The organism is Catenibacterium sp., from assembly GCF_052354645.1.
Lineage (GTDB): Bacteria > Bacillota_I > Bacilli_A > Erysipelotrichales > Coprobacillaceae > Catenibacterium > Catenibacterium mitsuoka_A.
Map to the genome: position 1 here is coordinate 5,743 of NZ_DAWDDM010000002.1, position 25,607 is coordinate 31,349.

General features: G+C 33.2%; 25 protein-coding genes and 1 pseudogene. 20 read left to right on the plus strand and 6 right to left on the minus strand.

Features of this window, described 5'->3' with window-relative positions:
- The first annotated feature begins 95 nt into the window (after positions 1 to 95).
- The 3 genes from ACT8VG_RS00215 (at position 96) to ACT8VG_RS00225 (ending at position 3,411) form a co-directional block, all read left to right on the plus strand.
- Positions 96 to 950: an EamA family transporter gene (locus ACT8VG_RS00215; protein ID WP_217106520.1), complete on the plus strand. Its 855-nt coding sequence runs from the start codon at positions 96 to 98 to the stop codon at positions 948 to 950.
- An 85-nt stretch (positions 951 to 1,035) separates the two neighbouring features.
- A complete protein-coding gene (locus ACT8VG_RS00220) occupies positions 1,036 to 1,263 on the plus strand; it encodes a DUF6110 family protein (RefSeq protein WP_117458622.1) in 228 nt (75 codons plus the stop codon).
- A gap of 36 nt (positions 1,264 to 1,299) precedes the next feature.
- A complete protein-coding gene (locus tag ACT8VG_RS00225) occupies positions 1,300 to 3,411 on the plus strand; it encodes a heavy metal translocating P-type ATPase (RefSeq protein WP_217106519.1) in 2,112 nt (703 codons plus the stop codon).
- Positions 3,412 to 4,236: 825 nt separating this feature from the next.
- Here ACT8VG_RS00225 and ACT8VG_RS00230 read toward each other — a convergent pair.
- Complete coding sequence (locus tag ACT8VG_RS00230; protein WP_217106518.1) at positions 4,237 to 5,196, minus strand: HNH endonuclease domain-containing protein; 960 nt, start codon at positions 5,194 to 5,196, stop codon at positions 4,237 to 4,239.
- Positions 5,189 to 5,545 carry a nucleoside triphosphate pyrophosphohydrolase gene (locus ACT8VG_RS00235; RefSeq protein ID WP_226793604.1) on the minus strand — a complete coding sequence of 119 codons (357 nt, stop codon included), beginning with the start codon at positions 5,543 to 5,545 and terminating at the stop codon, positions 5,189 to 5,191. Before ACT8VG_RS00235 ends, ACT8VG_RS00230 begins: the two co-directional genes overlap by 8 nt.
- A 161-nt stretch (positions 5,546 to 5,706) precedes the next feature.
- On the opposite strand from ACT8VG_RS00235, the gene ACT8VG_RS00240 reads away from it, so the two are divergent.
- The 8 genes from ACT8VG_RS00240 (at position 5,707) to ACT8VG_RS00275 (ending at position 12,457) form a co-directional block, all read left to right on the plus strand.
- Entirely contained in the window at positions 5,707 to 6,099 is a 393-nt protein-coding gene (locus ACT8VG_RS00240; RefSeq protein WP_217106516.1) for a MerR family transcriptional regulator, read from the plus strand.
- 13 nt (positions 6,100 to 6,112) lie between these two features.
- Positions 6,113 to 7,096 (plus strand): hypothetical protein, encoded by a 984-nt coding sequence (locus tag ACT8VG_RS00245; protein ID WP_217106515.1) that lies wholly within the window; start codon positions 6,113 to 6,115, stop codon positions 7,094 to 7,096.
- Positions 7,097 to 7,393: 297 nt separating this feature from the next.
- Complete coding sequence (locus tag ACT8VG_RS00250; protein ID WP_217106514.1) at positions 7,394 to 7,981, plus strand: RpiB/LacA/LacB family sugar-phosphate isomerase; 588 nt, start codon at positions 7,394 to 7,396, stop codon at positions 7,979 to 7,981.
- 470 nt (positions 7,982 to 8,451) lie between these two features.
- Entirely contained in the window at positions 8,452 to 9,024 is a 573-nt protein-coding gene (locus tag ACT8VG_RS00255) for a hypothetical protein (RefSeq protein ID WP_217106513.1), read from the plus strand.
- Between the two features lie 261 nt (positions 9,025 to 9,285).
- Complete coding sequence (locus tag ACT8VG_RS00260) at positions 9,286 to 10,122, plus strand: MurR/RpiR family transcriptional regulator (RefSeq protein ID WP_440252562.1); 837 nt, start codon at positions 9,286 to 9,288, stop codon at positions 10,120 to 10,122.
- An 81-nt stretch (positions 10,123 to 10,203) separates the two neighbouring features.
- Positions 10,204 to 11,094 (plus strand): N-acetylmuramic acid 6-phosphate etherase, encoded by an 891-nt coding sequence (murQ, locus tag ACT8VG_RS00265; RefSeq protein ID WP_418220799.1) that lies wholly within the window; start codon positions 10,204 to 10,206, stop codon positions 11,092 to 11,094.
- 5 nt (positions 11,095 to 11,099) lie between these two features.
- Complete coding sequence (locus ACT8VG_RS00270; RefSeq protein WP_195920467.1) at positions 11,100 to 11,969, plus strand: N-acetylglucosamine kinase; 870 nt, start codon at positions 11,100 to 11,102, stop codon at positions 11,967 to 11,969.
- Positions 11,966 to 12,457 (plus strand): methylated-DNA--[protein]-cysteine S-methyltransferase, encoded by a 492-nt coding sequence (locus ACT8VG_RS00275; RefSeq protein WP_217106509.1) that lies wholly within the window; start codon positions 11,966 to 11,968, stop codon positions 12,455 to 12,457. Before ACT8VG_RS00270 ends, ACT8VG_RS00275 begins: the two co-directional genes overlap by 4 nt.
- Before the next feature lie 27 nt (positions 12,458 to 12,484).
- Here ACT8VG_RS00275 and ACT8VG_RS00280 read toward each other — a convergent pair whose 3' ends face one another.
- Together ACT8VG_RS00280 and ACT8VG_RS00285 are read right to left on the minus strand one after the other, a co-directional pair.
- The gene (locus tag ACT8VG_RS00280; protein WP_195920465.1) at positions 12,485 to 12,748 is read right to left on the minus strand and encodes a DUF1292 domain-containing protein; all 264 of its coding nucleotides are present in this window, start codon (positions 12,746 to 12,748) and stop codon (positions 12,485 to 12,487) included.
- Entirely contained in the window at positions 12,748 to 13,293 is a 546-nt protein-coding gene (locus ACT8VG_RS00285; protein WP_217106508.1) for a hypothetical protein, read from the minus strand. Before ACT8VG_RS00285 ends, ACT8VG_RS00280 begins: the two co-directional genes overlap by 1 nt.
- 154 nt (positions 13,294 to 13,447) lie before the next feature.
- On the opposite strand from ACT8VG_RS00285, the gene ACT8VG_RS00290 reads away from it, so the two are divergent.
- The 5 genes from ACT8VG_RS00290 (at position 13,448) to ACT8VG_RS00310 (ending at position 19,818) form a co-directional block, all read left to right on the plus strand.
- The gene (locus ACT8VG_RS00290) at positions 13,448 to 14,779 is read left to right on the plus strand and encodes an MATE family efflux transporter (protein ID WP_226793601.1); all 1,332 of its coding nucleotides are present in this window, start codon (positions 13,448 to 13,450) and stop codon (positions 14,777 to 14,779) included.
- A gap of 114 nt (positions 14,780 to 14,893) precedes the next feature.
- Positions 14,894 to 15,460, plus strand: a complete 567-nt coding sequence (locus ACT8VG_RS00295) for a hypothetical protein (protein ID WP_444194979.1) — start codon at positions 14,894 to 14,896, stop codon at positions 15,458 to 15,460.
- A 266-nt stretch (positions 15,461 to 15,726) separates the two neighbouring features.
- On the plus strand, positions 15,727 to 17,346 hold the full coding sequence (locus ACT8VG_RS00300) for a peptide ABC transporter substrate-binding protein (protein ID WP_444194980.1): 1,620 nt from the start codon (positions 15,727 to 15,729) through the stop codon (positions 17,344 to 17,346).
- A 223-nt stretch (positions 17,347 to 17,569) separates the two neighbouring features.
- Entirely contained in the window at positions 17,570 to 19,189 is a 1,620-nt protein-coding gene (locus ACT8VG_RS00305) for a peptide ABC transporter substrate-binding protein (RefSeq protein ID WP_288686893.1), read from the plus strand.
- An 83-nt stretch (positions 19,190 to 19,272) separates the two neighbouring features.
- On the plus strand, positions 19,273 to 19,818 hold the full coding sequence (locus ACT8VG_RS00310) for a CDP-alcohol phosphatidyltransferase family protein (RefSeq protein ID WP_440252167.1): 546 nt from the start codon (positions 19,273 to 19,275) through the stop codon (positions 19,816 to 19,818).
- A 10-nt stretch (positions 19,819 to 19,828) separates the two neighbouring features.
- Here ACT8VG_RS00310 and ACT8VG_RS00315 read toward each other — a convergent pair whose 3' ends face one another.
- Together ACT8VG_RS00315 and ACT8VG_RS00320 are read right to left on the minus strand one after the other, a co-directional pair.
- The gene (locus ACT8VG_RS00315; protein ID WP_440252166.1) at positions 19,829 to 20,983 is read right to left on the minus strand and encodes a homoserine dehydrogenase; all 1,155 of its coding nucleotides are present in this window, start codon (positions 20,981 to 20,983) and stop codon (positions 19,829 to 19,831) included.
- Between the two features lie 139 nt (positions 20,984 to 21,122).
- On the minus strand, positions 21,123 to 21,887 hold the full coding sequence (locus tag ACT8VG_RS00320; RefSeq protein ID WP_440252165.1) for an HAD-IIB family hydrolase: 765 nt from the start codon (positions 21,885 to 21,887) through the stop codon (positions 21,123 to 21,125).
- A 421-nt stretch (positions 21,888 to 22,308) separates the two neighbouring features.
- On the opposite strand from ACT8VG_RS00320, the gene ACT8VG_RS00325 reads away from it, so the two are divergent.
- The 4 genes and pseudogenes from ACT8VG_RS00325 to ACT8VG_RS00340 form a co-directional block, all read left to right on the plus strand.
- Positions 22,309 to 22,611, plus strand: coding sequence for a hypothetical protein (locus ACT8VG_RS00325; protein WP_187012230.1), 303 nt, complete (start codon positions 22,309 to 22,311; stop codon positions 22,609 to 22,611).
- A 10-nt stretch (positions 22,612 to 22,621) separates the two neighbouring features.
- Positions 22,622 to 23,656 carry a V0D/AC39 family V-type ATPase subunit gene (locus ACT8VG_RS00330; RefSeq protein ID WP_022425821.1) on the plus strand — a complete coding sequence of 345 codons (1,035 nt, stop codon included), beginning with the start codon at positions 22,622 to 22,624 and terminating at the stop codon, positions 23,654 to 23,656.
- 10 nt (positions 23,657 to 23,666) lie between these two features.
- Positions 23,667 to 25,193 carry a V-type ATPase 116kDa subunit family protein gene (locus tag ACT8VG_RS00335; protein WP_278243619.1) on the plus strand — a complete coding sequence of 509 codons (1,527 nt, stop codon included), beginning with the start codon at positions 23,667 to 23,669 and terminating at the stop codon, positions 25,191 to 25,193.
- Positions 25,194 to 25,206: 13 nt separating this feature from the next.
- A pseudogene (locus ACT8VG_RS00340) lies at positions 25,207 to 25,607 on the plus strand (V-type ATP synthase subunit I); the annotation flags it as partial.

Sequence of the window (25,607 nt, forward strand, 5' to 3'; positions counted from 1 at the left end):
CCATTTAACTGTAGAAGATGTAATCAAAGCAATCAAAGAATTCTAAACAAATTCATTTTAGCCTCCTATAATAGTATTATAAGGAGGCTTTTTTCATGTGGATTCTATACGCATTTGGTTCTGCCTTTTTTGCAGGTTTAACTGCAGTATTTGCGAAATGTGGTATTGAACATACAAACTCTCACTTAGCCACAGCATTACGTACAATTGTGGTACTTATCTTCTCATGGATCATGGTAGGAATAGTTGGATCATTCTCTTCTATTCATACAATTACTCATAAGACATTTCTATTCTTAATTCTTTCAGGAATATCAACTGGAGCGAGCTGGTTATGTTACTTTAAGGCATTACAGCTAGGTAATATCAATAAAGTTACGGCTGTAGATAAGACAAGTGTCGTATTGACTATTATTCTTTCTTTTCTCTTCTTTAAAGAAAGCGTCACAGTCTATAAAATCATAGGTATAATCATTCTTACAACAGGTACATATTTAATGGTAGAAAAAAAGGAAGATAATAAACAGACAAATAATGCCTGGTTACTTTATGCTGTGCTTTCAGTTATTTTTGCAAGTTTGACGACTATACTTGGTAAGATAGGAATCACAAATATTGAAAGTAATTTAGGAACAGCTATTCGTACAAGTGTTGTACTTATTATGAGCTGGATTGTGGTCCTTGTAACACATAGTCAAATGAATATGAAAAGTATTCCTAAGAAAGAATATCTCTTTATTGTGTTGTCAGGATTTGCAACAGGAGGTTCATGGCTATGCTTCTATCATGCCCTGCAAAGTGGACCAGCAAGTTTAGTCACTCCTATAGATAAGCTTAGTATTCTTTTTACTGTATTATTCTCTTATCTTATTTTTCATGAGAAACTCTCTAAGAAATCATTACTTGGATTAATACTAATAGTATCTGGTACCTTGGTTATGCTTCTCTAACAAACTCTAACATTTTTGTTCACAAACCTTCTCTATAGTGTTATTATAATTTTGTTAGTTAGGACTAACAGAGGAGGAAAAGAATATGAAAGACTTATTTAAAAACAAATTATTATGGTCATTTGTAGGTGGTGTAGCCGCTACAGTGGCAGGTAGTAAGTTCGTAAAGAGCGATTGCGCAAGAAATGCAGCTGTAAAATCAGTTGCTACTGGTATGCAGTTAAAGGATCAGGCACTTGCATCATATGATACAATTGTAGAAGACGCAAAAGATATCTATGCTGAAGCTAAAAGCAAGAAAGAAGCAAAATAGGAAATAGTCATTTCCTATTTTTTAGGTGATAAGAGAATGTTAGAGTATCAGATTGTACATGACATACCAGGACGTATGAGAATACGTTATGGACGTTATCGCTTTTCTAGAAATAAGGCACTGGCCTTACACTTCGCATTATGTAAATGGGATATGGTTGAATCAGCTGATGTCAATGAAAGAACAGGTTCTATTTTGTTCACTTATAGTGTTGATCAAAGAGATGCTTTGATTGACAAAATCAACTCTTTAGATATCCCTCACTTTGATGACACACTCTATGAAAAACTCATTAAAGAAAACAAATATCTTATAGATCACCGTGATATCAACGATCAATACATTGGAAAATTTACTGGTATTATTGTTAGAAGATATGCCTCTAAATGGTTTCTGCCATTACCAATAAGAAACATATTAACCATTTATCATACCATCCAGTATGTAAAAGAAGGACTTGATTCTCTTGTACATAAACGCATTGATGTACCAGTGCTTGATGCCACTAGTATTTCTGTTTCTTTATTATCAGGACAATGGAATACAGCACGTAATATCATGTTCCTATTGAATATCTCTTCATTACTTGAAGACTATACAAAGAAAACAACATCATTACAGCTTAAAGAAACATTGTCTGTTAATATTGATAAAGTATGGGTATTAGAAGAAGGAAAAGAAAAACAGATTCCTACAACTCATTTACAGAAAGAAGATATTGTCGTTGTACAGACAGGTTCTATGGTACCAGTAGATGGTGAAGTGATGAATGGTGAAGCCATGATCAATGAATCAAGCTTTACTGGTGAACCTTTAAGTAAGATGGTTAAACAAGGAAGTTCTGTCTTTGCAGGGACTGTTGTAGAAGAAGGAAAGATTTATATCAAGGTAAGAAATCTACAATTAGAAAGTCGTATTAATAAGATTGTAGATATGATTGATACAAACGAATCACTTAAAGCTGGTATCCAATCTGGTGCTGAACATCTTGCAGATGCGATTGTACCTTATAGCTTTGTAGCTTTCTTTGGATTACTTCTTGCCACAAGAAGTTTGACACGTGCATCTTCTGTATTGCTTGTAGATTATTCATGTGCTATCAAACTTTCTACATCTATTTCTATAATTAGTGCAATGCAGGAAGCAGGTCGTCATTCTGTTATGGTTAAGGGTGGTAAATACCTAGAAGCAATGGATCAGGCAGATACAATTGTCTTTGATAAAACAGGGACCCTTACAAATGCTCAGCCATTTGTCCAGAAAGTGACACCATTAGGAAACTATACACGTGAAGAAGTATTACGTATTGCAGCTTGTTTAGAAGAACACTTCCCACATAGTGTAGCAAATGCGATAGTAAAACAGGCATCACTCGAACAATTACATCATGAAGAAGAACATGCTGAAGTGAAGTATATTATTGCGCATGGTATTGCGACTATTTATCGTGATCAACGTGCTGTCATTGGTAGTGATCATTTTGTATTTGAAGATGAACATATTGCTAAAACAGAAGAAATAGAAACACTTATTAATAACTTACAAAGTGAAGGTGCCAGTTCTTTGATATTCCTCGCAATAGGAGGAGAACTCGCAGGTATTATTTCTATTTATGATCCACTTAAACCAGAAGCAAAAGAAACTATTATGAATCTAAGAAGTAGTGGTTTTAAGAATATCATTATGTTGACAGGTGATAGTGAGAATGCAGCTAAGCATATTGCGGAAGAACTTAATATTGATGGTTACTTAGCAGGCGTATTACCTGAAGATAAAGCAAACTATGTCAAAAAATTAAGAGATGAAGGACATAAGGTTGTTATGGTAGGTGATGGTGTCAATGATACTCCAGCCTTATCTTGTGCAGATGTCTCTATCTCTTTACAGGATAGTTCAGATATTGCGAGAGAACTTGCAGATGTCACATTGACATCTTCATCATTAGAAGAAATTGTCGTATTTAAACAATTATCAGCATTATTAATGAAACGTATAAAAAGCAACTATAGAAAAATAGTTACATTGAACACAGGATTGATTCTATTAGGTATGTTTGGTATCTTACCAGCAAGTACAACATCACTTATTCATAATGGTTCAACATTTGTCTTTGCGATGTCATCTTCTACATCATTATTAGAAAATTGATGTATAGCCCCAATCGGGGCTTTTTTATTTCCTAGGAAAAGAACATATGTCAACTCAAGTTTACATGATAGTTGGTGGAGGAAACTGTGGTTTCGTAATATTCTTGTTGAGGCACTATTCATAGAACTTTAATACGTCGTGAGCAAGAATTCCTGACTTCTAAGTGAAGCGTAAGTCGGGGTAGTTCGCAATGATATTGTTGCATATCCATTTTTTTGACAAAGCTGCAAAGTGTTGGTCAACTTTGTATAAATTAGTCTTATAAGTTGCTTGGAATATAGGAATTTCTCGTTAAAATAGTAAAAAAGAGATTGTGACAGCACTGGTGTCACAATTCAAAAAATGGACGATAAGCCAATGGTCATTCACACCAAGAAGAAAGCCAAGATTTATGAGATGTATATGATGGCAACGGATAAGCAGATGTGATCGTAAATACTGCTAATCCAGTATGGGCAAGTAGCACGGACTTAGCAACAATATGATAGGGAAGTTGTAGATTTACTTGAATGTATACAAGAAAAAGAGCCTGTCTAATGAATAGACAGGCCAGACAAAAAGGAAAATATATTATGAAAAAAACATTCTATAAGTATACTATTAAATTCCTGATATCAATGCAAATTAATACAAAAAACCAAATAAAAAAACTTTAATTAAAACCCCTTATAAATATTATGTTATACAAACTAAAAAAGCCTGGCGAGATGAGCATCTCAATAGGCTTTTTTTAAAGGGGTGCGCTTAATATCAATTAAGTTCCTCTATGATTATTGTAGAAAACTCTTTATTCAAATTCAATAAAATTCAAAAAACTAGAAAAAATTATAGTTTCATTGAGAGATAGAACTTATCTACATAGTTGTTCATAATCGCAATATTAAGTTCTTCCTTATATTTACTATTATTGATAGTTTCAATAAGAGCTTTATTTCTTTGATTTAATTGTTCAATGACTTCTTTACTAGGAATATGATTTGATTTAGAAGAATTATGACTCTTAGAAGTGAGTACAAGATTCCAGATATCATCACTATACATGAATGACCAAGGAATCACATGATCTACACTAATATCATCCATATCTAATTCATCACCTGTATAGAAATCAATCGGTTTATTCATATTCTCTAGTAATATGTTTTTATATTTTGTAAGGTTATTTCTTCTAATCTGATTATCAGAGATACCCTTTACCTTAGATGTAATACGTGGCGCATTATTGAACTTCTCTAATAACTGTGCCCATTTATAATTGAGTAATTGTGATAAGACAAAACCATACTCTTTCAGCAACAATACCTGCTCTTTGTTGATGGAGATGTAGAGATAATCCTTATTGAGTACATAAAGATTCTTTTTCTCTTTATTCACATTCATAAAACGCCAGGATACATCATCTTTTAACTTTCTTGCACACTTCTTCAATACATTCTTATAGAAGTCTTGTTCCTTATTAAGCTCTTCTTCAGCTTTATCAAACCAGATAGGAATAGAAGACCCTGTTAATTCTTTATACTTGTCAATTAGTAAATCAACCTGTTGAACAATGATAGGTTTCTTTTTAATGTTTGATCCTTGTCTTAGATTAAAGAAGAATGTCTGATTCCAGTAATACTTCACCATCTTATGAGCTATTGCATCAAAAGTAATTACATTGTTTTCTTCAATGTGATTAAGTGTATAAACATTCTCAAGAATAGCACGTCCCCAGGCTAACTTATATGTATTATCATTATTCATATACTCAATTACGTCAAGCCAATCCTGTATATACTTATTCATAGGAATCCTCTACATATTCTAGATAGATTTTCTTATCAAAGGCACCGTTACTACGTGCCTTCTTTTGTTTGATAGAAAGTACTTCTTGATGATCAATATGAAGTGTATTCTCTAATGCTTCTAATACTTCTAATACATCAGCTATCTCTTTCTTAATATCTTCACCTTCAGCATCTATTACTTCATGACATTCCTCTAATAACTTGCTTTTTAAACATTTGAGATACTCTTCATCATTGAGTATTCTTGTTGCATAAGTCTTATGATCATTTTCTATGATTTCAGGAATACGATCTCTAATTAGCTTGTTGTAGATATGCTTCATTGAAATCACCTCTTCATTAATCATACAACGAATCAAACAGATATAAAAGCATTGGTGATGATACGATCATCATCTTTTTAAATACGCGAAATTTACATCTTCTCTAATGGAAAGGAGATTCGTAGTGTGGGTATTGCTATCACGTTTACGTGATAGCGTATCCTCAAGTTATGAGGATGTGAAAAGTGTTTAAAAAGATTGAAGAAGTGAGTAAGTTATCAGGAGTGAGTAAGCGTACATTACAATATTATGATGATGAAGGTATATTACCTGTTAAGCGCTCAAAGAATAATTATAGACTCTATGATGATGAGACAATGGAAAGACTATGGGAAGTCTTATGGTATAAGGAAATGGGTTTTGATTTAAAGGAAATCAAACTGATTTTAGAAGGAGTGAAACAGGAAACTGTAATAGAAGAGAAAGTAAATAAAATCAATCATACGATTAGAGTATTAGAGGAGCAAAAGAAAGTGATAGAATATATACAGAGATATTCTATTCCAGCAAAGAGTGAAGAGAATAATAAGACTTATAAAGATCAAATTAAACAAATAAGACAAGAACAAGGTATGTAGGAGGGAAGAACTTATGAAGATCAGTAAAGTGATTGATAATGTAAAAGATGGTATTGATGATGCTAAACAAAAAGTAGTGGATGTTGTTGATAAGGCCGAGTTAGATAAGCATGCTAAGGAACTAGGCGATGTTGCAGTAGGCAAAGCAAAAGAACTAGGAGATACTGCATCAGAAAAAGCCCATGATGTTGCAGTAAAGATGGATGAAATGAAACGTCAATGGGATTTGAAAAGACTGAAACCAATCTTCTCTGAAGATTTAAATGGTATGCAATATTCACGACTTGTGAGAATTGTAGAAAGAGATAAGAAGTTTGATATAGAAGTATGTAGAGGGTCTATTGGATATTGGGCTACATGTAAGGGTGAGAGATGGGTGAATATCTTTAAAGATTCAGTCAATAAGTTTGGGTTGAATTTCTATCCTTACGAAGAGGTTAATTTCTATTATGTAGATCCTACTGATAAAGATAACTATATTGTGCTAGATGAATATTTTGATCGTTTGAAGCAGGCTCGTGTGAATGAATTACAGAAGATTGCACAAGATTTAGGTGCAAAAAAATTCAGAGTTACATATATGAGAGAAAAATCTTCACTTATTAAGAAGAAGTGGAATGGAAAAGCAGACGGAAAAGCTAAAGATGGAGATGGTACAGTGTCAGTTGATGTTGATAAACTATCAAAACAATACGATAAAGTAGAGATTGAAGCTGAAAATAGTTTCCCAGGACATGATCCAGCTGAACCTCATGTAAGATATCTGAAGTATGATCAGAATGTTCAAAACTTAATAGATATGCGTATGGATACTAATGGACCTATAAACCATCAGACACTAAGTATCAAATTAAGCAGTACATCAGGTTTAAAAGAAAATGATGCTGCAAAGCTTGATATGATATTGAAAAGTTTGAAGATGGCTGGGAATACAACTGTATTAAGTGAAGTACAAAATGAAGAGAAAAGTATTTTAAAGTATGAAATAGAGTTTTAAGGTAAAGGACCTAGGTTGATTCTAGGTCCTTTGCTTATGGTATTTCCATATTCAAAACAACTATTTCTATATGTTATAATATGGTTAATCGGTGGTAGTACTATGAATGCATACTTAAAAATAGATAGTTATACTGCTACAGAAAAGCTAATAACTAGTTATATATTACAAGATTTTGCAGCAACTAATATACGTTTCTCAAAGAGAACAGGTTTTAAGGGCTTAGTGATCTAAAGATGCAAAAAGCAGATTAAATACGAATACAGTATTAACATAGATACACTATTGGAGGAAACAATGAAGATAGCAGTTGTACAAGCAAGTTCACAAGTATCAAAAAATGAGATGCTTTATAAATATACCAAGAAATATGCTAAAGATACAGAAGTTATTAATCTTGGATGTTTTGTAGATGAAGATGAAAACTATACTTATGTTGAGATTGCATTGTTGATTGGAATACTCATGAACAGTCATATAGTTGATTTTGCTGTGACTGGATGTTCTTCAGGACAAGGGATGATGCTTGCTTGTAATAGTATGCCCGGTGTTTTATGCGGGTATGTTCCAACTGCGAAAGATGCCTATTTATTTGCACAGATCAATAATGGAAATGTAGTATCTTTACCTCTTGGAGAAGAATATACATATACAGGTGAAAAGAATTTAGAGGAAACAATCAAAGCATTATTTTCAGAACCATTTGGTGGTGGATATCCTAAAAGTGAAGCAAAAAGAAAGATTTCGGATGCTAAAAAACTAAAAGAAATTAAAGCAAAATCACAAATTGATTTTGAAATTTTTTTGAATAAGTTAGATCAAGATATGGTTAAGAAAGTAAAACATAAAATGCACAATAGTTTTAATTTGATAGATGACAAGTAATGTAATTAAGATTATTTAAAATAGTTCTCAATCCCCTCTTCAGGGGATATTTTCATATTCAAAACAATTCTTTCTATATGTTATAATATGGTTAATCGGTGGTAGCCCTATGAATGCATACTTAAGAATAGATAGTTATACTGCTACAAAAAGCTAATAGTGATTATATATTACGAGATTCTGTAACAGCTAATATCCGTTTCTCAACCTACTAAAGAAGAAAAACAACAAGAAGTAGAGTGGAGTAGTATTCGCCTTTATTATGCTTGCTTCATTTGCTAGTTTTAGAGAAGGAGAAATTCTAATCACATTCATATTGGTTGCATATTGGGCAGCAGGCATATGAAGGTATTGCAGTTCAGAACAATATTTCAAATATAGCACATATAGTTGGTGCAATAATAGGTTATGGATTAAATGTGAAAGCAAAATACGAATTGTATAGATAGCGACGCTTAGTTCAATGTGAAATGAAAGATGGTGTTAACGTGAAAAAAATAATCATACTGCTTCTTTGTTTGGTATTAGTAAGCTGCGGTACAACAAATAAATCGAAAAGTACAACTAAAGACATATTAGAAAATAGTTTCTTTGGAGTTAAGAAAAAGGTAAAAGAAAAGTTGATTTATAAAAAAGATACAAGTATTAATTCTTTTTTGAATAAATATAACGAAATTAATGATCCAGATATTACTAGTGATATGGTAAGTATGAAAAAACTTGAAGGAAAAGATTCGCCTAGTATAGTTGATATATCAAACGAGAAATTAGGGATATGGATACAACGTAAAAACATGTTTGGGAATAAAATGGCTGTTGCTATTCTAAATAATTCCGATAATGTGACTAATGACGATCTCAAAGAACAATTCCAAAAGTATTCAAAGGTATTTGATGATAGTTTAACTAATAAAGAAATAGATGAATATTGGGATAAAATGTTAAAGGGTAAGAATAGAGGAAAAAAGTTAAAAAACATAAAGGTAAAAAGAATTATATTCTATGGTAAAGTGATATATTTAATTCTTGAAGGGAAAATATAATTTGATAAGAATAATAAACAAAAAATCATAAGAAGGACAATGAAATAGGTTGAATCTTGGTAATCTTTTTAAGCACTGATTAAAATGATGTGAACAACTTAATTATGATGTTTTCTATAAAAAGTTGAAAACTGAATTTTTGACAGTATAAAATGGCAAGTACGGAAACCTCATGATTTCCAATCCCCCCTCTAGGGGATATTTTCTTATACAAAACAACTCTTTCTATATGCTATAATAAGGTTAATCGGAGGTGATCTCATGAACGCATATTTAAGAATTAAAGAATACAATGATAGCTATACTGCAACAGAAAAGCTTATAGCTGAATACATACTAGAAAATGATATTTTACAGGATTCTGCACAGGCACTAGGTGAAAAGACAAATACCTCTGCAGCTGCTATTATCCGTTTCTCAAAGAAAATAGGTTTTAAAGGCTTCAGTGATTTAAAGATGAACTTAGCTCAATCTACTAAAGAAGAAGAAAAACAAGAAGTAGACCTCATCTTTGAACCAGAAGATAATATCAGTACATTAGTAGAAAAAGGCTGTAGATTAAACATGAACACAGTCTTAAAAACATACCAGTTAATAAACATAGATATACTAGAAGAATCAATAGACTTACTCAACAATGCTTCTACTATCTATCTCTTTGGTGTAGGTGGTTCATCAGTCATTGGTTTAGATATCTACCAGAAGTTAATGCGTATAGGCAAGAAGGTAATCTATAACGCTGATTTACATGTACAGATGACCTTTGCTCAAAGCATGAATCAAAATGATGCAGCGCTAATTATTAGTTACTCAGGTTCTACGACTGGTTTAGTAGATGTTGCTAGAGTGTTACATGAAAAACAAATACCATTTATTTCTATAACACAGATCAACTCTAATCCAATCTCTAAACTAAGTACCTACTCACTTAAAGTACCGAGTGAAGAAAAAGCTTTGCGTATAGGTGCTGTTTCTTCTCGTATCTCTTCATTTGTGATAACTGACTTATTGTATTACGGTGTATTTAAGAACAACTTTGAAGAACATAAAAAGAATCTCATAGATTCTAAAGACAATGTCTCTATACTCAAAAAGTAGACTCATATTTCGCTATGAGTCTTTTATTATAGAAATAACATTTCATCACGCTTATAATGAAATAGAAAGGAGGAACCACCAATGAACTTAAATCAATTAGATACAGAACAGTCTAATCCTGACTCATTACATATAGATGAAATGTCTACTATAGATATTCTTACTACTATTAACAATGAAGATCAGAAGGTGGCTTTAGCTGTAAAAGAAGTTCTACCAAAAATATCAATTGCGGTTGATTGTATTTATTACCAGATGTGTAAAGGTGGTCGATTGATCTATATTGGTGCAGGTACATCAGGTAGATTAGGTATATTAGATGCTTCGGAATGTCCTCCTACATATGGTGTTGATCCTCGTCTAGTACAGGGATTAATCGCAGGTGGAAAAGAAGCGCTCACAGCAGCTATAGAAGGTGCAGAAGATTCTCTGGATTTTGCTGTGGAGGACTTAAAGAATATTCACTTAACAGACAAAGATGTTGTATGTGGTATTGCAGCATCAGGCAGAACACCTTATGTCATTGGCGGACTTGAATATGCGCGCACACTAGGATGCCAGACAGTTTCTATCTGTTGTGTTCACAATGGGGAAATATCAAAATACTCCCACTATCCAATTGAAGTCATTACAGGTCCAGAAGTTATTGCTGGTTCTACGAGAATGAAGGCAGGTACTGCCCAAAAGCTTGTTTTAAATATGATTTCTACATCTGTCATGATTAAAAGAGGTAAGGTCTATAAAAATCTCATGGTTGATTTACAACCTACCAATGAAAAACTTAAAACAAGAGCCATCAACATTGTCTCACAATCTTTAGATTGTTCTGAGGAAGAATCAATTAAATTATTAACTAAATGTCACTACAATGTAAAGATTGCGATTCTATCTGGTTTAACAGGTAAAGATGAAAAAGAATGCGAAGAAGCTCTACTAAAAAACAATGGAAGTATCCCTAAAACTATGAGGTAACAGAAATGTTGTATATTGGTATAGATGGTGGTGGCACAAAGACAAAGATGGTTCTCTTTAATGAGGACGGAACACGTTTAAAGAATTTGATTCTTCCTACAGTACATGTTCTCACTCAGCCACAAGATCAAGCCATTGAAATATTAAGAAACGGTGTTAATCAGTTAGATCCTGATCATATTGCAATAATTGGTGTGGGACTAGCAGGATATGGCCAACAAAAAGAATTAAGAGATAAAATAGAATATATTTGTAAAGAAGCATTTGGCCCTAGATCTTTTGTAGTAGAAAGTGATGTAAGAATTGCGATAGAAGGTGCACTAGATGGTCATGATGGTATTGTTGTTATTGCAGGTACAGGCAGTATTGCCTTATCACTTAAGAATAATAAGCTCACACGTTGTGGAGGCTGGGGTTATCAATTAGGGGATGAGGGCAGTGCTTATTGGATTGCGAAGAAGATGTTCAATACATTCTGTAAAGAAATAGATGGTAGACTAGAAAAAACAGTTCTTTATGATCTAATTATGGAAGAATGTCATCTAGATATTGATTATGATATCATCACATTTATGAATAGCCTGAATCGTACATCTATTGCATCCTATGCTTATATCAATGGCTTAGCTGCCAATCAGGGAGATCCTTATGCAATAGAAATATATAGACAGGCAGCCTTAGAAATTCGTTCACTCATACAAACACTCTTAAAACAATATAACTCAACACCTCGTATTTCTTATATAGGAGGCGTATTTGAACAGGCTTCTCAATATATTCTACCTGTTTTAAATGAAACAATAGATCCACCAATTCATACACCAGAATATGGTGCTTATAAGCTTGCTAAGAAGATGATGGAGGACTTCTTATGACTCATATTGGACACTATCAATCACCACTAGGAGATATACTTATTGCGACAGATGAAATAGGTGTATATGGCTTATGGTTTGAGAATCAGAAGTATTATGCATCAGGATTAAAAGAACCTTATGAAGAAAAAGATACAGAACTTATTCTAAAAGTAAAAAAATGGCTTGATCTCTATTTTAAGAAAGAACAGCCACCTATTGATTTTCCTCTTCACTTCATAGGTACAAACTTTCAAAAAGAAGTATGGGAAATTTTATGTGATATTCCTTATGGCCATACAATGACTTATGGAGAAATAGCAAATATATTAGCACAAAGAAGAGGTGTTAAAAGATTCTCTGCACAGGCAGTAGGAGGTGCAGTAGGACATAATAGAATTAGTATCATAGTGCCTTGTCATAGAGTATTAGGCAGTAATGGAAGCTTAACAGGTTATGCAGGTGGTATTGATAGAAAAGAAGCGTTATTAAAATTAGAATCACAATAAAGGGGCACCATTAGGTGCCCCTCGTTCTTAATCAAAATCAAACTTATCTGCATTCTTTTCTTTAAAGATTTCAAACAGTTCATTAAGTAGTGCTTCATCATCTACTGAACGATAGTTTTCTTCATCAGAATCATCCTCTGATTCTTCACATCTCAAAATCACTACCTCATCTGCTTCTTCATCTACTGGTAACAATACAACATATGTTTCTTCATTATGTTCAATTAAATCAAGATATTCAAACTCTAATTCATTTCCATCATTATCATTCAATACGACAATATTATCCATTAGTCATCCCTCTCACTATATTCTTCACCATATTTCACAAGACGATCAAACTTCTTCTGGTTCTCTTCATTTTCAAAAGTAATCTTCTTTATAGCGTTCAACTTATAAATGGCTTCAGTACTTTCTTCGAATACTTCATCCTCATACTCGTGTTGCCATTTAGTATTATCCTTATCGATAAGATAAGCCATCTGTTTACCTTCAACTAAGGCTTCTACATAATCTTCAGCTGCTTCACCAATTTCATGATTATTAAATGAATCTTCTTTACGTTCATACTTGCTTAGATATTTAAGTTCAGTATCTACATAACGAGTATAGATTTCTGTAGTGAGTTCTGCATCATTTTCTTCTATTTTCCATCTTTCTTCTAATGCTGTTTTAAAATCCTTATAGAATGCTTCATCAATTGATTCTTCCGTTTGTGTTGGTGTATCAGTTTGTTTAGTAGGATTACTCTGTCCTGTATCCTTATTATTGTTTGTACATGCACTTAAACCAAACACTACCATACACGATAATAATAATGTAAATAGTTTCTTCATAGTAGAAACCTCCTTTCATATTAATTATATAGGAAAATAATTTCTAATTGTGGAATAATGCATCATAAAAAATAAATAAGTATAGTATTCTAGTAGGAAAAGTATTGACCTTAAAGCGTGCTTTAAAGATAGAATAGGCAAGAAGGGGGAAATTATGGCTAAAAGAATTAATCCATTAGAAGGATCATTATGGGATAAGATCCTTGCATTCGCATTACCTTTAGCAGCTACAAGTATTATTCAGCAGTTATTTAACTCCTGTGATGTAGCGACTGTAGGACAGTTTTCAGGAAGTCATTCACTAGCGGCAGTAGGGAGTACTGCCCCAATCACTAATCTATTTATCACAATCTTTGTAGGTTTCTCAGTAGGAGCTAATGTGATTATTTCACGTTTTTTAGGAGCACAAAGAGAAGATAGAGCCAATCAGGCCATACATACTGCACTTGTATTATCTATTATCACTGGTTTTATTGTTTCTATTATTGGAGAAATCATTGCCCGTCCACTACTAGAACTTATGTCCACACCAACAGAAGTACTACCTCTTGCTGTACTCTACTTAAGAGTATGTTTCATAGGGATGTTCTTTTTAACCATCTATAACTTTGAATCTGCCATACTAAGAGCAGGTGGAGATACCAAAAGACCACTCTACTGTTTAATTATTTCAGGTACTATTAATGTTGTATTGAACTTAGTATTTGTTATTGTGTTTAAGTTAGATGTCGCTGGTGTAGCCTTAGCTACTACGATTGCTGATGCAACTAGTTCTTTATTACTCTTTAGAATTCTGTATAAAGAAGAAGGCGCTTTGCAGGTTAGATTAGACAATATGAAGATGGAATGGGTCTATACAAAAGAAATACTTATTATAGGTATTCCTGCTGCAATACAAGGAATGTTGTTCAATATTTCTAATATCATCATTCAATCAGCTATTAATAGCTTAGGTGCTGATATTGTTGCAGCATCTACTGTTGCCTTGAACTTTGAAATGTATTCTTATTTCTTAGTTACAGGATTTGCTCAGGCAGCTATTACCTTTACATCACAAAACTATGGCGCAAAGAACTATAAAAGATGTATCCAGTCTATTAGATGGTGTATGTTACTTGGTGCACTTTTTACAGGAGCAATCAGTGCACTCTTCGTATCATTCTCACCAGTCCTAGCAGGAATCTTTACATCAGATCCTGCTATTGTGAAAATAGCCTGTATCCGTATTTCTATTGTAGTCACATTTGAAGTACTCAATATGACTATAGAAATCATGTCAGGTGCACTCAGAGGACTAGGAAATCCAATGATCTCTACAGTACTCTGTATCATCTTCACATGTGCATTAAGACTTGCCTGGATCTTTATTGCCTTCGCAAGAATCCATACATTCCAGTCGGTGTTAGTTGTCTACCCAATCAGCTGGGCAGTGACTTCTGCATCCATTGTGATTGCCTATTTAGTTGTAAAAAAGAAGAAACTATAACTCATTATTAGAAAAATCACAGCTTGTGATTGGTTTAGCTTCTCTCTTATCACTTGTCATTGTATTAAGTTTTACTTTATAGGAGATGAGCGTAAAGCCCATTACCTTTAGGTGATGGGTAGTTCACTTGGTTCTTCTATCATTCAATCATCTACAAAGATTACAAATAATGCAGATGTCTATATGAGAAAATATGATGAAAAATCACTTGAAAGCTTACATAACTGGTCTAAACTCACACGTAAAGAGAAGCTCAATACATTACAAACTATATGTAATAACGAAAGAGACTATCTCGGAATATCTGCAAGAATCAAAGTAGGGGCTGGAAGTAACTTAACACATGCCTATTGTCAGTATAATAATAAATCAAAAGAAATTACTTTTGATATCAGTCAATTAGATCATGCATCTTCTACAACTCTACTAGAGGCATTGCTTCATAGTTCATATCATGCTTATGAATATGCCCTTGTAGAATCTTATGACACAATGAGCAGTGATTATAGTAAGTTGTTTGACTATCGTATCATTGCCACTTATAAGAAAGAATTCTCTACAAAGGTCACAAATAAGGCAAAATACTACAATCAGATCAATGAATCTAATGCAAGATCCTATGCTACAGATGCCCTGCAGGACTATCAAAATATGCTAAAAAATAGAAAACACAAAAAGTGAACAATACAGGATTGTATTGTTCATTTTTTGTATATACGTCCTTTACAATTTAAAATATTGTACAAAATTTAGCACAATCTATTATTAAAGTGATAAAAAGTTACCAAAAAATAGATACACTTGTTTGAAATTTAGTAAATACAGTAATAAAAATAATAAATGTCACTAAAAAACAAAAATTTGTATGAAATTATGTTGACAGTATACAATTTTTAGACTAAACTTATCATCATAGTAGAAAACAAAATACTACAGGAGGAGAATATATGAAAACAGGTAAAACAGTAAAAGTATTGCTTACCGCTGCAACTGCTGCAGGAATGTTAGCTGGCTGTGGTTCTAAGACAGATACTGATACATTCAGATTTGCAAGTGAATTAGATATCCAGGGTATGGATTCTACAGTAGTTGATGATGGTATGTCATTCAACGCAATTCATGCTATTACAGATGGTTTAACAGCCGTTAATGAAAAAGGTAAGACTGCACCTGCAATTGCTAAGAGTTGGGATGTAAGTGATGATGGTAAGACTTATACATTCCACTTAAGAGATGCAAAATGGACAAATGGTGATAAGGTTACTGCAAATGACTTCGTTTATTCTTGGCGTAAGATCATCAAAGATGCTGGTAACTATGCTTATATGTTAGGTAGCGGAGGTGCTTCAGTTAAGAATGCAGATGCCCTTATGGAATTAGGTGCTAATGCAACTGACGAACAGATGGCTACTCTTGGTGTTACAGCTAAGGATGATAAGACTTTAGTAGTAGAACTTGAAAACAAAGTTCCATATTTCACAGACTTAATGGCATTCCCATGCTACTTCCCACAGAACGAAAAGTTCGTTGAAAAATGTGGTAAGAACTATGGTACTAAACCAGAATACACATTATCTAATGGTGCTTATACAATGACTAAGTGGATCAAAGGTAACAAAGCAACATTCACTAAGAACGATAAGTACTATGATGCTAAAGCAGTTAAGACTAAGAACCTTGAAATGTTCCTAGTACAGGATCCTAAGACTGCTGCACAGAACTTTGACAATGGCAAAGTTGACTATGCAACAATCAACTCTACATTAGTAGATAAGTATAAAGGTAAAGATACATTCACTACTTTCAATGAAGGTTACTTATTCTACTTACAGTTAAACTTCAAGAACAACACTATTGCTAACAAGAACGTAAGAGAAGCTTTAGCTTATGCAATCAATAGAAAAGATTTATGTGAAAACGTATTAAAAGATGGTTCTATGGCTGCAACTGGTTTCGTTCCATCTCAGTTATCTAAGAGCCCAGCTGGTAAAGATTTCCGTGATGATGCAGATAAATATGTAAGCTATGATCAGAAGAAAGCTCAGGAATATTTAGATGCAGCTAAAAAAGAATTAGGTACTGATACAATCACTATTGATTTATTATATGGTACTGATGAATCACCAATGGATACTATGGCTGAATACTTACAGGGTTCATTCTCTAAGTTAAAAGGCTTAAAGGTAAACATGGTTGCAACTGTTAAGAAAGACAGAATCTACAACAGAGAAGCAAATGGTAACTTCCAGGTTGTATGTACTCGTTGGGGACCAGACTACGCAGATCCTACAACTTACTTAAACTTAGCTACAACTGATAACTCAAATAACTATGGTAAATATACTAATACTAAGTTTGATGCATTAATGGAACAGATTCAGAAAGAATCAGATTTAACTAAGCGTTGGGATTTAATGATCCAGGCTGAAAAAGTTATGATGGATGACTTAGCTTATATCCCTGTATTCGAAAAAGGTTCTGCAGCATTAAAGGCTAAGAACGTAAAAGGATTAGTAGTGGTACCAGTAGGAACTCCATATACTTTCAAATATGTTAAATTAAAATAACCTCTACTTTGTGTCAAAACAGAGTGGCCTGGGAGATAGCAGAAATGCTGTCTCCTTTTTTTGCGTTTTGATTAAACATTTACAATATTTCTGATATCACTAAAATGTAATGAAATTTTAATACTATTACAAAGAAAATGTACAAAACGATTGACTATATCTGACGTAAAGCGTAAACTACACAACTGTTAACATTAATAATAAAATTTTGGAGGGATAATTAATGAAAACAGGTAAAACAGTAAAGGTATTGCTTGCGTTAACTACTGCTGCAGGTATGCTTGCTGGCTGTGGTTCTAAGACAGATACTGATACATTCAGATTTGCGAATGATACAGATATCGTTGGTATGGACAGCACAGTCGTTGATGATGCAATGTCTTTCAATGCAATCACTGCTATCACAGACGGTTTAACAACTGTTGATGTGAAGGGTAACACAATCCCTGGTATCGCTAAGAGCTGGGATGTAAGCAACAATGGATTAACATATACTTTCCATTTAAGAGATGCTAAATGGGCAAACGGTGATAAAGTCACTGCACAGGATTTCGTATATTCATGGCACAGAATCATCAAGAATGCGGGTAACTATGCTTATATGTTAGGTAGCGAAGGTGCTTCAATTAAGAATGCAGATTCTTTAATTAATTTAGGTACTGCTGCAACTGATGAACAGTTAAACACACTTGGTATTAAAGCAACTGATGACAAGACTGTTGTCGTTGATCTTGAAAAGAATGTTCCATATTTTGTAGGTTTAATGTCATTCCCATGTTATTTCCCACAGAACCAGAAGTTCGTTGAAAAATGTGGTAAGAACTATGCAACTAAGCCTGAATATATTTTAGGTAATGGTGCTTATAAGATGACTAAGTGGATCAAGGGTAACAAGGCCACATTCACTAAGAATGATAAGTACTATGATGCAAAGTCTGTTAAGACTAAGAACTTAGAAATGTACTTAGTACAGGATCCTAAGACTGCTGCTCAGAACTTCGATAATGGTAAAGTAGATTATGCTACAATCAACTCTACATTAGTAGACAAGTATAAAGGTAAAGATACTTTCAAGACTATCAGAGAAGGATATCTTGCTTACTTAATCTGTAACTTCAAAGCAGATACAACAGCAAACAAAAACTTAAGACATGCATTATCTTATGCAATCAATAGAAAAGATTTATGTGATAACATCTTAAAAGATGGTTCACAGCCAGCTACTGGTTTTGTACCAGCTCAGTTATGTAAGAGTCCTTCAGGTAAGGATTTCCGTGAAGAATCTGGTAAATATGTAGACTATGATGTAAAGAAAGCACAGGAATACTTAGATGCTGCTAAGAAAGAATTAGGTACTGATACAATCACAGTTGATTTATTATATGGTACTGATGAATCTCCAATGGATACTTTCGCAGAATACTTACAGGGTTCATTTACTAAGTTAAAGGGCTTAAAAGTTAACATGGTAGCTACTGTTAAGAAAGACAGAATCTATAACAGAGAAGCAAGTGGTAACTTCCAGATTGCCTGCACTCGTTGGGCTCCAGACTATGCTGATCCAACTACTTTCTTAAACGTTCTTGCAAGCAGTAACTCAAACAACTATGGTAAATGGGAAAATGCGCAGTACAACTCATTATTAAAACAGGCTCAGAATGAAACTGACGTAAATAAACGTTGGAATGAATTGCTTGAAGCTGAAAAAGTAATGATGGACGATATGCCAAATATACCAGTTGTTCAAACTGGTACAGCTGCATTACAGGCTAAGAACGTTAAGGGATTAGTTCATAATACAGTAAGTACTCCATACGTATTCAAATATGTAACACTTAAATAACATACAAAGAGGCAGGCAACTGCCTCTTTTATGTTGATAATTCACGCTATACACTTTAGTATTAATAATAAGGAAGTGATAGAATGAGAAATAAGAATATATTCACAATACCTAATATATTATCTATGTTTAGATTGTTGCTGTTGCCGGTAATTGTATATACCTATATAAACCAAAAAGATTATGTCTTAACAGGAATATTATTAGTTATATCAGGTCTGACTGATTTGTTAGATGGGTATATAGCCCGGACATTTAATATGATGAGTGATCTAGGTAAAATACTTGATCCTGTGGCGGATAAAGCAACCCAAGCAGTAGTACTCCTATGTCTTATGACACGCTTTAGATGGCTTGTTATTCCTTTTATATGTATTCTAATTAAAGAACTGTTCATGAGTTGTATTGGCATGGTTGTTATTAGGAAAACAGGAGAAGTACATGGGGCAGTGTGGCATGGTAAAGTTGCTACATGCATGTTAGATTTTATGATTATTGTGCATATTGTCTTCTATAATATTTCCTATACTTTTTCTATTGTTCTTACAATTATCTCTACATTTCTTATTCTCCTATCATTCTATCTATATACAAAAGAGAATATCAACATACTAAAAAAGGTGGGTTAAATCCCACCTTTTAGCTTCTTACTTTGAAATATGTTGCTGAAGTATCCTTTAAAGCGTCTTCTAAATCTTTAAGTTCTACTTTATCAGTAATATAAATATGATCTTCACCAAATGAATAGTATTCATCATAATTTAAATTGAATGGCTGTTCACTTCTTACATAATACTTAGAAGATGTAATAGGATAGACGTTTTCAGTATAATCATAATCATGTGTCCATACATCTTTCTTAGCTGTCTTAATAATATCAGCCACTACAGCACTTGCAGTGACATAACGTCCTGCACCCTTACCATAGAATAATACGTTTTCTAGATAATCACATGTAATTTCTACTACATTATAAGCATCCATGACATTACCTACAATTTCACTCATTGGAACAAGAGTAGGAGATACATCAATACCTAAACCATTTTCTAGTTTTTTACTCATCGCAATTAACTTAATTCTATAACCAAGCTTCTTTGCATAATCCATATCTTTCTTAGTGACATTACGAATACCAGTACATTTGATCTTATCAAAATCAAAGAATGTACCAAAAGCATTCATAGTAAGAATATAGATTTTATGTGCTGCATCATAACCATCTAAATCTAGTGCAGCATTGGCTTCTACATAACCAAGATTCTGAGCAATCTTTAATGCTTCCTCAAAATCAAGATTATCTCTTTCCATTAAAGTGAGAATGAAGTTAGTTGTACCATTTAAGATACCTTCAATCTTATTAATATTGTTTGCGACTAGATCTTCTTTAGCAGGCACAACAACTGGAATACCTCCACCAACACTTGCTTCATAATAAAGGTTGACACCATTTTCTCTAGCAACAGTAAAGAGTTCTTTCGCATCATGGGCAATAAGAGCTTTATTTGCAGTTACTACATGCTTCTTCTTATTTAATGCATCTAAGATGATTTTCTTTGCGATAGTAGTACCACCAATAAGTTCTACTACAACATCCACATCTTCATCATTGATCACTTCATGATAATCCTGTGTATAAATAATACCATCAGGAAGGTTTACATCCTCAAGTGCACAACCGTACTTAACGACTACTTCTTCCCCAATTGTTTTTTCTAATCTTTCTTTTTCTTTTGTAAGAATATCTACAGTTCCGAAACCAACAGTTCCTAGACCAATAACACCAATAATCATTTAAAATTCCTCCCCGATAGTATTAGAATTGTATAAAATTTACCATATTCATATAATGCTGTCAATTATATATAAGTTAAAATTTGTATAATATGCGATAAATATTAGAATATTTAGAAATTAAACAAAAAAAGAGGAATTAATCCTCTTTTAAGATATCCTGAATGGCTTCACTTAAGCTTCCTACAACCTTTTCAGCTTTATCTTTAAGTTCATTTGGGGCATAAGTAAATGTATAACCATGCTTAACACTATCTAATAAAGGAAGATCATTCCATGAATCTCCTATGCCATAGACATCATTCTCATTAATGTTAAAGTAATCGACAACATGATTAATTCCTGTTCCCTTAGAACATCCTACACCACATACATCTACATGATTCTTGTTCTGGAATGCCGCACATGTATTACTATAATGTTCATTAATATAATCCATAGCGTTTTTCGCATCCTCAAGATCCCCTTCAGGAAAATGAAATGAGAATGCATCTGAATCATTAAATGTAAGTTCATCCAAAGAATCAATAGTAGTTCCCCAGCTTTCATCTTCTGGGCGATACATATAAATCTCATCCTTATATACAATAGACATATGTACAGGAATCGCTTCTGAGATTTCTCTTACTATATTCATAGGAATATCTTTTTCAAAAATAACTTCTTCTTTCTTATTAAAGATCACACCACCACTTAAAGTAATATAGAAATCAAAGTCTATATCAGTTAATGGATGCTCTCTATTTCCACCAAAAGGGTATTTAATACCTTCTAACTGTCTTCCTGTACATAATCCAAATAGATTTCCCTGTTTCTGGAATGTACGAATCGCTTCTACATCTTCCTTGTGTACACCATCACTAAAAAATAATGTATTATCAAAATCACTCGCCAAAATTTTCATTTTTCTCTCTCCTATATATATAAGAATAAGGAAAATAAACAAAAAAAGCCATACCAAAATGAAGTGAAACGCTTACATTAAACAAAGATGGATATTTGTTTATTGTTGCATTCATACGATAGGTGTATAACTAATGCAGAAAATAGGTATGAAATAAATGACTTATGGTCATATTGCCTATTTCCTAAAAAAGATATTCATTATGTTCGTTATTTCACAAAAATTATGTTAACGCTTTACAAAATTAAGAGTATAATGGATTCATCAACCAAGATACATATACATTTGATATATCTGAATATGTCTGTTTGATATAGATGATGCTTTTTTATCACGATGAAGTGTTTTTGGTTGAATTTTAAAATTTTTAGGAGTATTATCCTATAGAATCAAAGAGAAGGAGGTATGTGGATTGGATAAAATGATTCTTGATATCATAGCTGTAGACCACAGATGTGCTCAGGCTGTAAAAGATGCCAAAAAGAAGAGACAGGATACAACTGCAGATATGAACAGTAAGAAGAAGGAAATCTACGATTCTTTCGTTAAAGAGTATCAGGTTACACTTGATGCAAAGAAGAAAGAGTTACAGGAAAGAATTGACGCAACAAAGAAGAAGAATGAAGAGGATTATAATTCTTCTGTTGAGAAGATCACCAGCCTTTATGAAGCCCACAAGGAGGAGTGGGTTGCATCTATCGTAGACAGATGTAAAGAAGTTTAGAGGTGAGATTATGAGTTTTTCATCTAATGCAGTTCTTGCTAAAGCAAGATCTATGTATGGTAAACATCTCACTCCTGAAAGCTATGATGAACTTCTAAAGAAAAGAACTGTCAACGATGTTGTCAGTTACTTAAAGAGTGAAACAGCTTATGGTCCTATTCTTGAAGGCTTGAAAGAAACAAGTATTCATAGAGGACAGTTAGAATCACTTCTTGATGAAGAAGAATTCTTACGTGCTATTAGATTGATTCATTATGCACCTAAGGGTGACCAGAAGTTTTATCAGTTAGGTATTATTAGACGTGAAATAGCTGTGCTATTGAGTAAAGTACGTTTATTCAATAGTGATGAGACATTGAATTCTGAATTAGATATACCTTCATACCTACCTCGTTATTCAACGTTTGATCTTTATGGCTTATTAAGTATTGAAGATTACCCATCATTATTAAGATATATGGAAAAAACACGTTATTACCATATATTACAGAAATATATGCCTGTAGATGATGAGAAGATCGATACAAACATGATGGAACTTGATTTCAAGCGTGCTTACTATAAGTTATTCGTTGAAACAGTGAAATCTACATTTAAAGGTAAAAAACAGAAGGATCTACTTACTATGATCTATACTCAGATTGAGTTAGAAAATATTACGAAGATCTATAGATTTAAACGATTCTTTAATTCTAAGCCTGAACAAATCAAGAAACAGTTGATCTTGGATTACTCACGTATTCCACAATCAGTAATGAATGAATTGATTGAAACAAAAGATGCAGAGGAGTTCTTAAAGAAGCTTGCTTCATCACCTTACAAGTTATATGTGGATGATCAGGAATTTGTTTATATCGAATACTACACAGATAAGATCAAATATAATCTTGCAAAGAGATATATGAGATTTACTACAGATGCTGCCATGGTTTACATGACATATCTGATTGTATTCGAAAACGAAGTTGAAAATCTAAAACATATCATTGAAGGTTTAAGATATGGTGAAGAGGCTGAAAAAATAGCCCAGCTGCTTATCTACTAGGGGGAATAACATGGCAATAGAAGAAATGGAATTGCTGGACATGACCTTTGATAAGAAATACTTAAAAGAGGTTTTATGTCAGTTAAAAGAAACAAAGTATTTTTATCCTCAGCCAGCAACAAAGATTGTAAATAACGTAAAAGATGTATTTACAATGACACCTGATGAGGATTATAAGAACATGCTTGATGAATTAAAAGAGCTTGCTGAACATGTAAAGCTTGATACATCAAGTGTAAAAGAAGGATCTATTCATTTCGCAAAAGAAGATTATCGTAAGGCACTCGATGATGTGACAAAAGAAGCAAAGAAATATCTTGATATTAAAGAAGAATTTGTGACTGAACGTGGACAGAACCAGGCTGCTTATGAAATCCTAGAAGGTCTTTCTAATACAGAATTAAATATGGATGAGGTTAAAGAATGCGAATATATGGAAGCAAGATTTGGCCGTATTCCTAGAAGAAACAAAGACAAACTTGACTATTATAGAGGACAGTCAATTATGTTCTTAGATCTTGGTGAAGATGCTAAAAGTGTTTATTGTCTCTATATGACAACTAAGGCAGCTATCTTAAAGGTAGATAACATCTTCCAGTCAGTTGGCTTTGAAGAAATTGAAATTCCTGATTTCGTCCATGGTAGAATGGAAGACGCAAAGAAGGAATTACTAGAAGAAATTGAAAGTATGAATGCTTCTATTCGTAAAGCAGACAGCCGTTTAGAAGGTATTAGAGATGCACATGAAGAAGAATTATTAAAGATGTTTGCTGATCTTACTTTTGCTGCTAGAATTGAAGAATTCAAAGTATTTGTTGTTGATTATCAATCTAAATATGCTATCTATGGATTTGTACCTGTAAGAGTCGCTAAAGATATTAAGAAGGCTTTTGAAAAGTACAACGTAGAATATCAGGACTTGCCTGCAAATATTTATGGTGATCAGCAGATTATTGCACCAACACTTACTAATAACTATCCATGGGCTAAACCATTTGAAGCAATCTCTAAAGTTAAACAGAGTGATCATGTGGATACTACTTTAGCCACTGCAGTACTATTTATCTTAGTATTTGCATTAATGCTAGGTGATATTGGTTTAGGTGTTGTGCTTGTATTACTTGGATTACTTATGAGAAAGAAAACTTCAGGAAAGATGATTACTGTTCTTGGTATTGCATCTTTTGTGGGAGGTTTAATTTATGGTGATGCTTTCTATAGTATTCATCTTTATCCATCAGTAATCCCTGTTGCAGATGCATTTAGTTATCAGCGCTTCATTAATGCGATTCTCTTACTTATTGTAGGACAGTTCTGCATTGGTAAAGTAAAAGCTATCTATAACGAACAATCAATGATTAATAAGGTATTCTCTATCAAGGGTGTCGTTGGCATCGTCATGGGACTTGCAGTAGCTGCTTATGTTGCAATTGCTGTAGATACAACTTGGCATGTCTCTTATTTACCATTAGTTGTTGTACTTGTATTAGGCATTGTATTGAACTTCATTAAGAAAGCGCTCGATAAGAAACAATAGAAGGGAGGATACTATGGCTATCTCAAAATTGCAGCTCGTTGAGATAGAATTCCCTGAAACAATGAGTGATGAAGTATTATCTAAGCTTGTTGATTCAGAAAAATTTCATCCAGAGCCAGCATCAAAGTTTGTGGATTCAGTTAGAGGTCTTAAGGTCATGAATAAGGATAATCCTTATGCTGATTTATTAGGACGTATGGATGAAGCAGCTGAAAAGTATGGTATTCATATCAATACATCAGAAAAGCCTCAGATCATCAATATTGTAGAAGCAGATGATTACTTCTGCGAATGTCTTGATGAAGCAAACAAAATCTCACGTGTTAAAAATGAATTACAGGTTATGATTGATGAAAACAATCAGGCCAAGAAGTACTTGAAATATATGAAGGATCTCGATATAGACTTCGATGA

Excerpts from the sequence above, each read along its gene's own strand:
- ACT8VG_RS00215 (WP_217106520.1), top strand. The coding sequence starts at position 96 with ATGTGGATTCTATACGCATTTGGTTCTGCCTTTTTTGCAGGTTTAACT.
- ACT8VG_RS00220 (WP_117458622.1), top strand. The coding sequence starts at position 1,036 with ATGAAAGACTTATTTAAAAACAAATTATTATGGTCATTTGTAGGTGGT.
- ACT8VG_RS00225 (WP_217106519.1), top strand. The coding sequence starts at position 1,300 with ATGTTAGAGTATCAGATTGTACATGACATACCAGGACGTATGAGAATA.
- ACT8VG_RS00230 (WP_217106518.1), bottom strand. The coding sequence starts at position 5,196 with ATGAATAAGTATATACAGGATTGGCTTGACGTAATTGAGTATATGAAT.
- ACT8VG_RS00235 (WP_226793604.1), bottom strand. The coding sequence starts at position 5,545 with ATGATTAATGAAGAGGTGATTTCAATGAAGCATATCTACAACAAGCTA.
- ACT8VG_RS00245 (WP_217106515.1), top strand. The coding sequence starts at position 6,113 with ATGAAGATCAGTAAAGTGATTGATAATGTAAAAGATGGTATTGATGAT.
- ACT8VG_RS00250 (WP_217106514.1), top strand. The coding sequence starts at position 7,394 with ATGAAGATAGCAGTTGTACAAGCAAGTTCACAAGTATCAAAAAATGAG.
- ACT8VG_RS00255 (WP_217106513.1), top strand. The coding sequence starts at position 8,452 with ATGAAAGATGGTGTTAACGTGAAAAAAATAATCATACTGCTTCTTTGT.
- ACT8VG_RS00260 (WP_440252562.1), top strand. The coding sequence starts at position 9,286 with ATGAACGCATATTTAAGAATTAAAGAATACAATGATAGCTATACTGCA.
- murQ (WP_418220799.1), top strand. The coding sequence starts at position 10,204 with ATGAACTTAAATCAATTAGATACAGAACAGTCTAATCCTGACTCATTA.
- ACT8VG_RS00270 (WP_195920467.1), top strand. The coding sequence starts at position 11,100 with ATGTTGTATATTGGTATAGATGGTGGTGGCACAAAGACAAAGATGGTT.
- ACT8VG_RS00275 (WP_217106509.1), top strand. The coding sequence starts at position 11,966 with ATGACTCATATTGGACACTATCAATCACCACTAGGAGATATACTTATT.
- ACT8VG_RS00280 (WP_195920465.1), bottom strand. The coding sequence starts at position 12,748 with ATGGATAATATTGTCGTATTGAATGATAATGATGGAAATGAATTAGAG.
- ACT8VG_RS00285 (WP_217106508.1), bottom strand. The coding sequence starts at position 13,293 with ATGAAGAAACTATTTACATTATTATTATCGTGTATGGTAGTGTTTGGT.
- ACT8VG_RS00290 (WP_226793601.1), top strand. The coding sequence starts at position 13,448 with ATGGCTAAAAGAATTAATCCATTAGAAGGATCATTATGGGATAAGATC.
- ACT8VG_RS00295 (WP_444194979.1), top strand. The coding sequence starts at position 14,894 with ATGGGTAGTTCACTTGGTTCTTCTATCATTCAATCATCTACAAAGATT.
- ACT8VG_RS00300 (WP_444194980.1), top strand. The coding sequence starts at position 15,727 with ATGAAAACAGGTAAAACAGTAAAAGTATTGCTTACCGCTGCAACTGCT.
- ACT8VG_RS00305 (WP_288686893.1), top strand. The coding sequence starts at position 17,570 with ATGAAAACAGGTAAAACAGTAAAGGTATTGCTTGCGTTAACTACTGCT.
- ACT8VG_RS00310 (WP_440252167.1), top strand. The coding sequence starts at position 19,273 with ATGAGAAATAAGAATATATTCACAATACCTAATATATTATCTATGTTT.
- ACT8VG_RS00315 (WP_440252166.1), bottom strand. The coding sequence starts at position 20,983 with ATGATTATTGGTGTTATTGGTCTAGGAACTGTTGGTTTCGGAACTGTA.
- ACT8VG_RS00320 (WP_440252165.1), bottom strand. The coding sequence starts at position 21,887 with ATGAAAATTTTGGCGAGTGATTTTGATAATACATTATTTTTTAGTGAT.
- ACT8VG_RS00325 (WP_187012230.1), top strand. The coding sequence starts at position 22,309 with ATGATTCTTGATATCATAGCTGTAGACCACAGATGTGCTCAGGCTGTA.
- ACT8VG_RS00330 (WP_022425821.1), top strand. The coding sequence starts at position 22,622 with ATGAGTTTTTCATCTAATGCAGTTCTTGCTAAAGCAAGATCTATGTAT.
- ACT8VG_RS00335 (WP_278243619.1), top strand. The coding sequence starts at position 23,667 with ATGGCAATAGAAGAAATGGAATTGCTGGACATGACCTTTGATAAGAAA.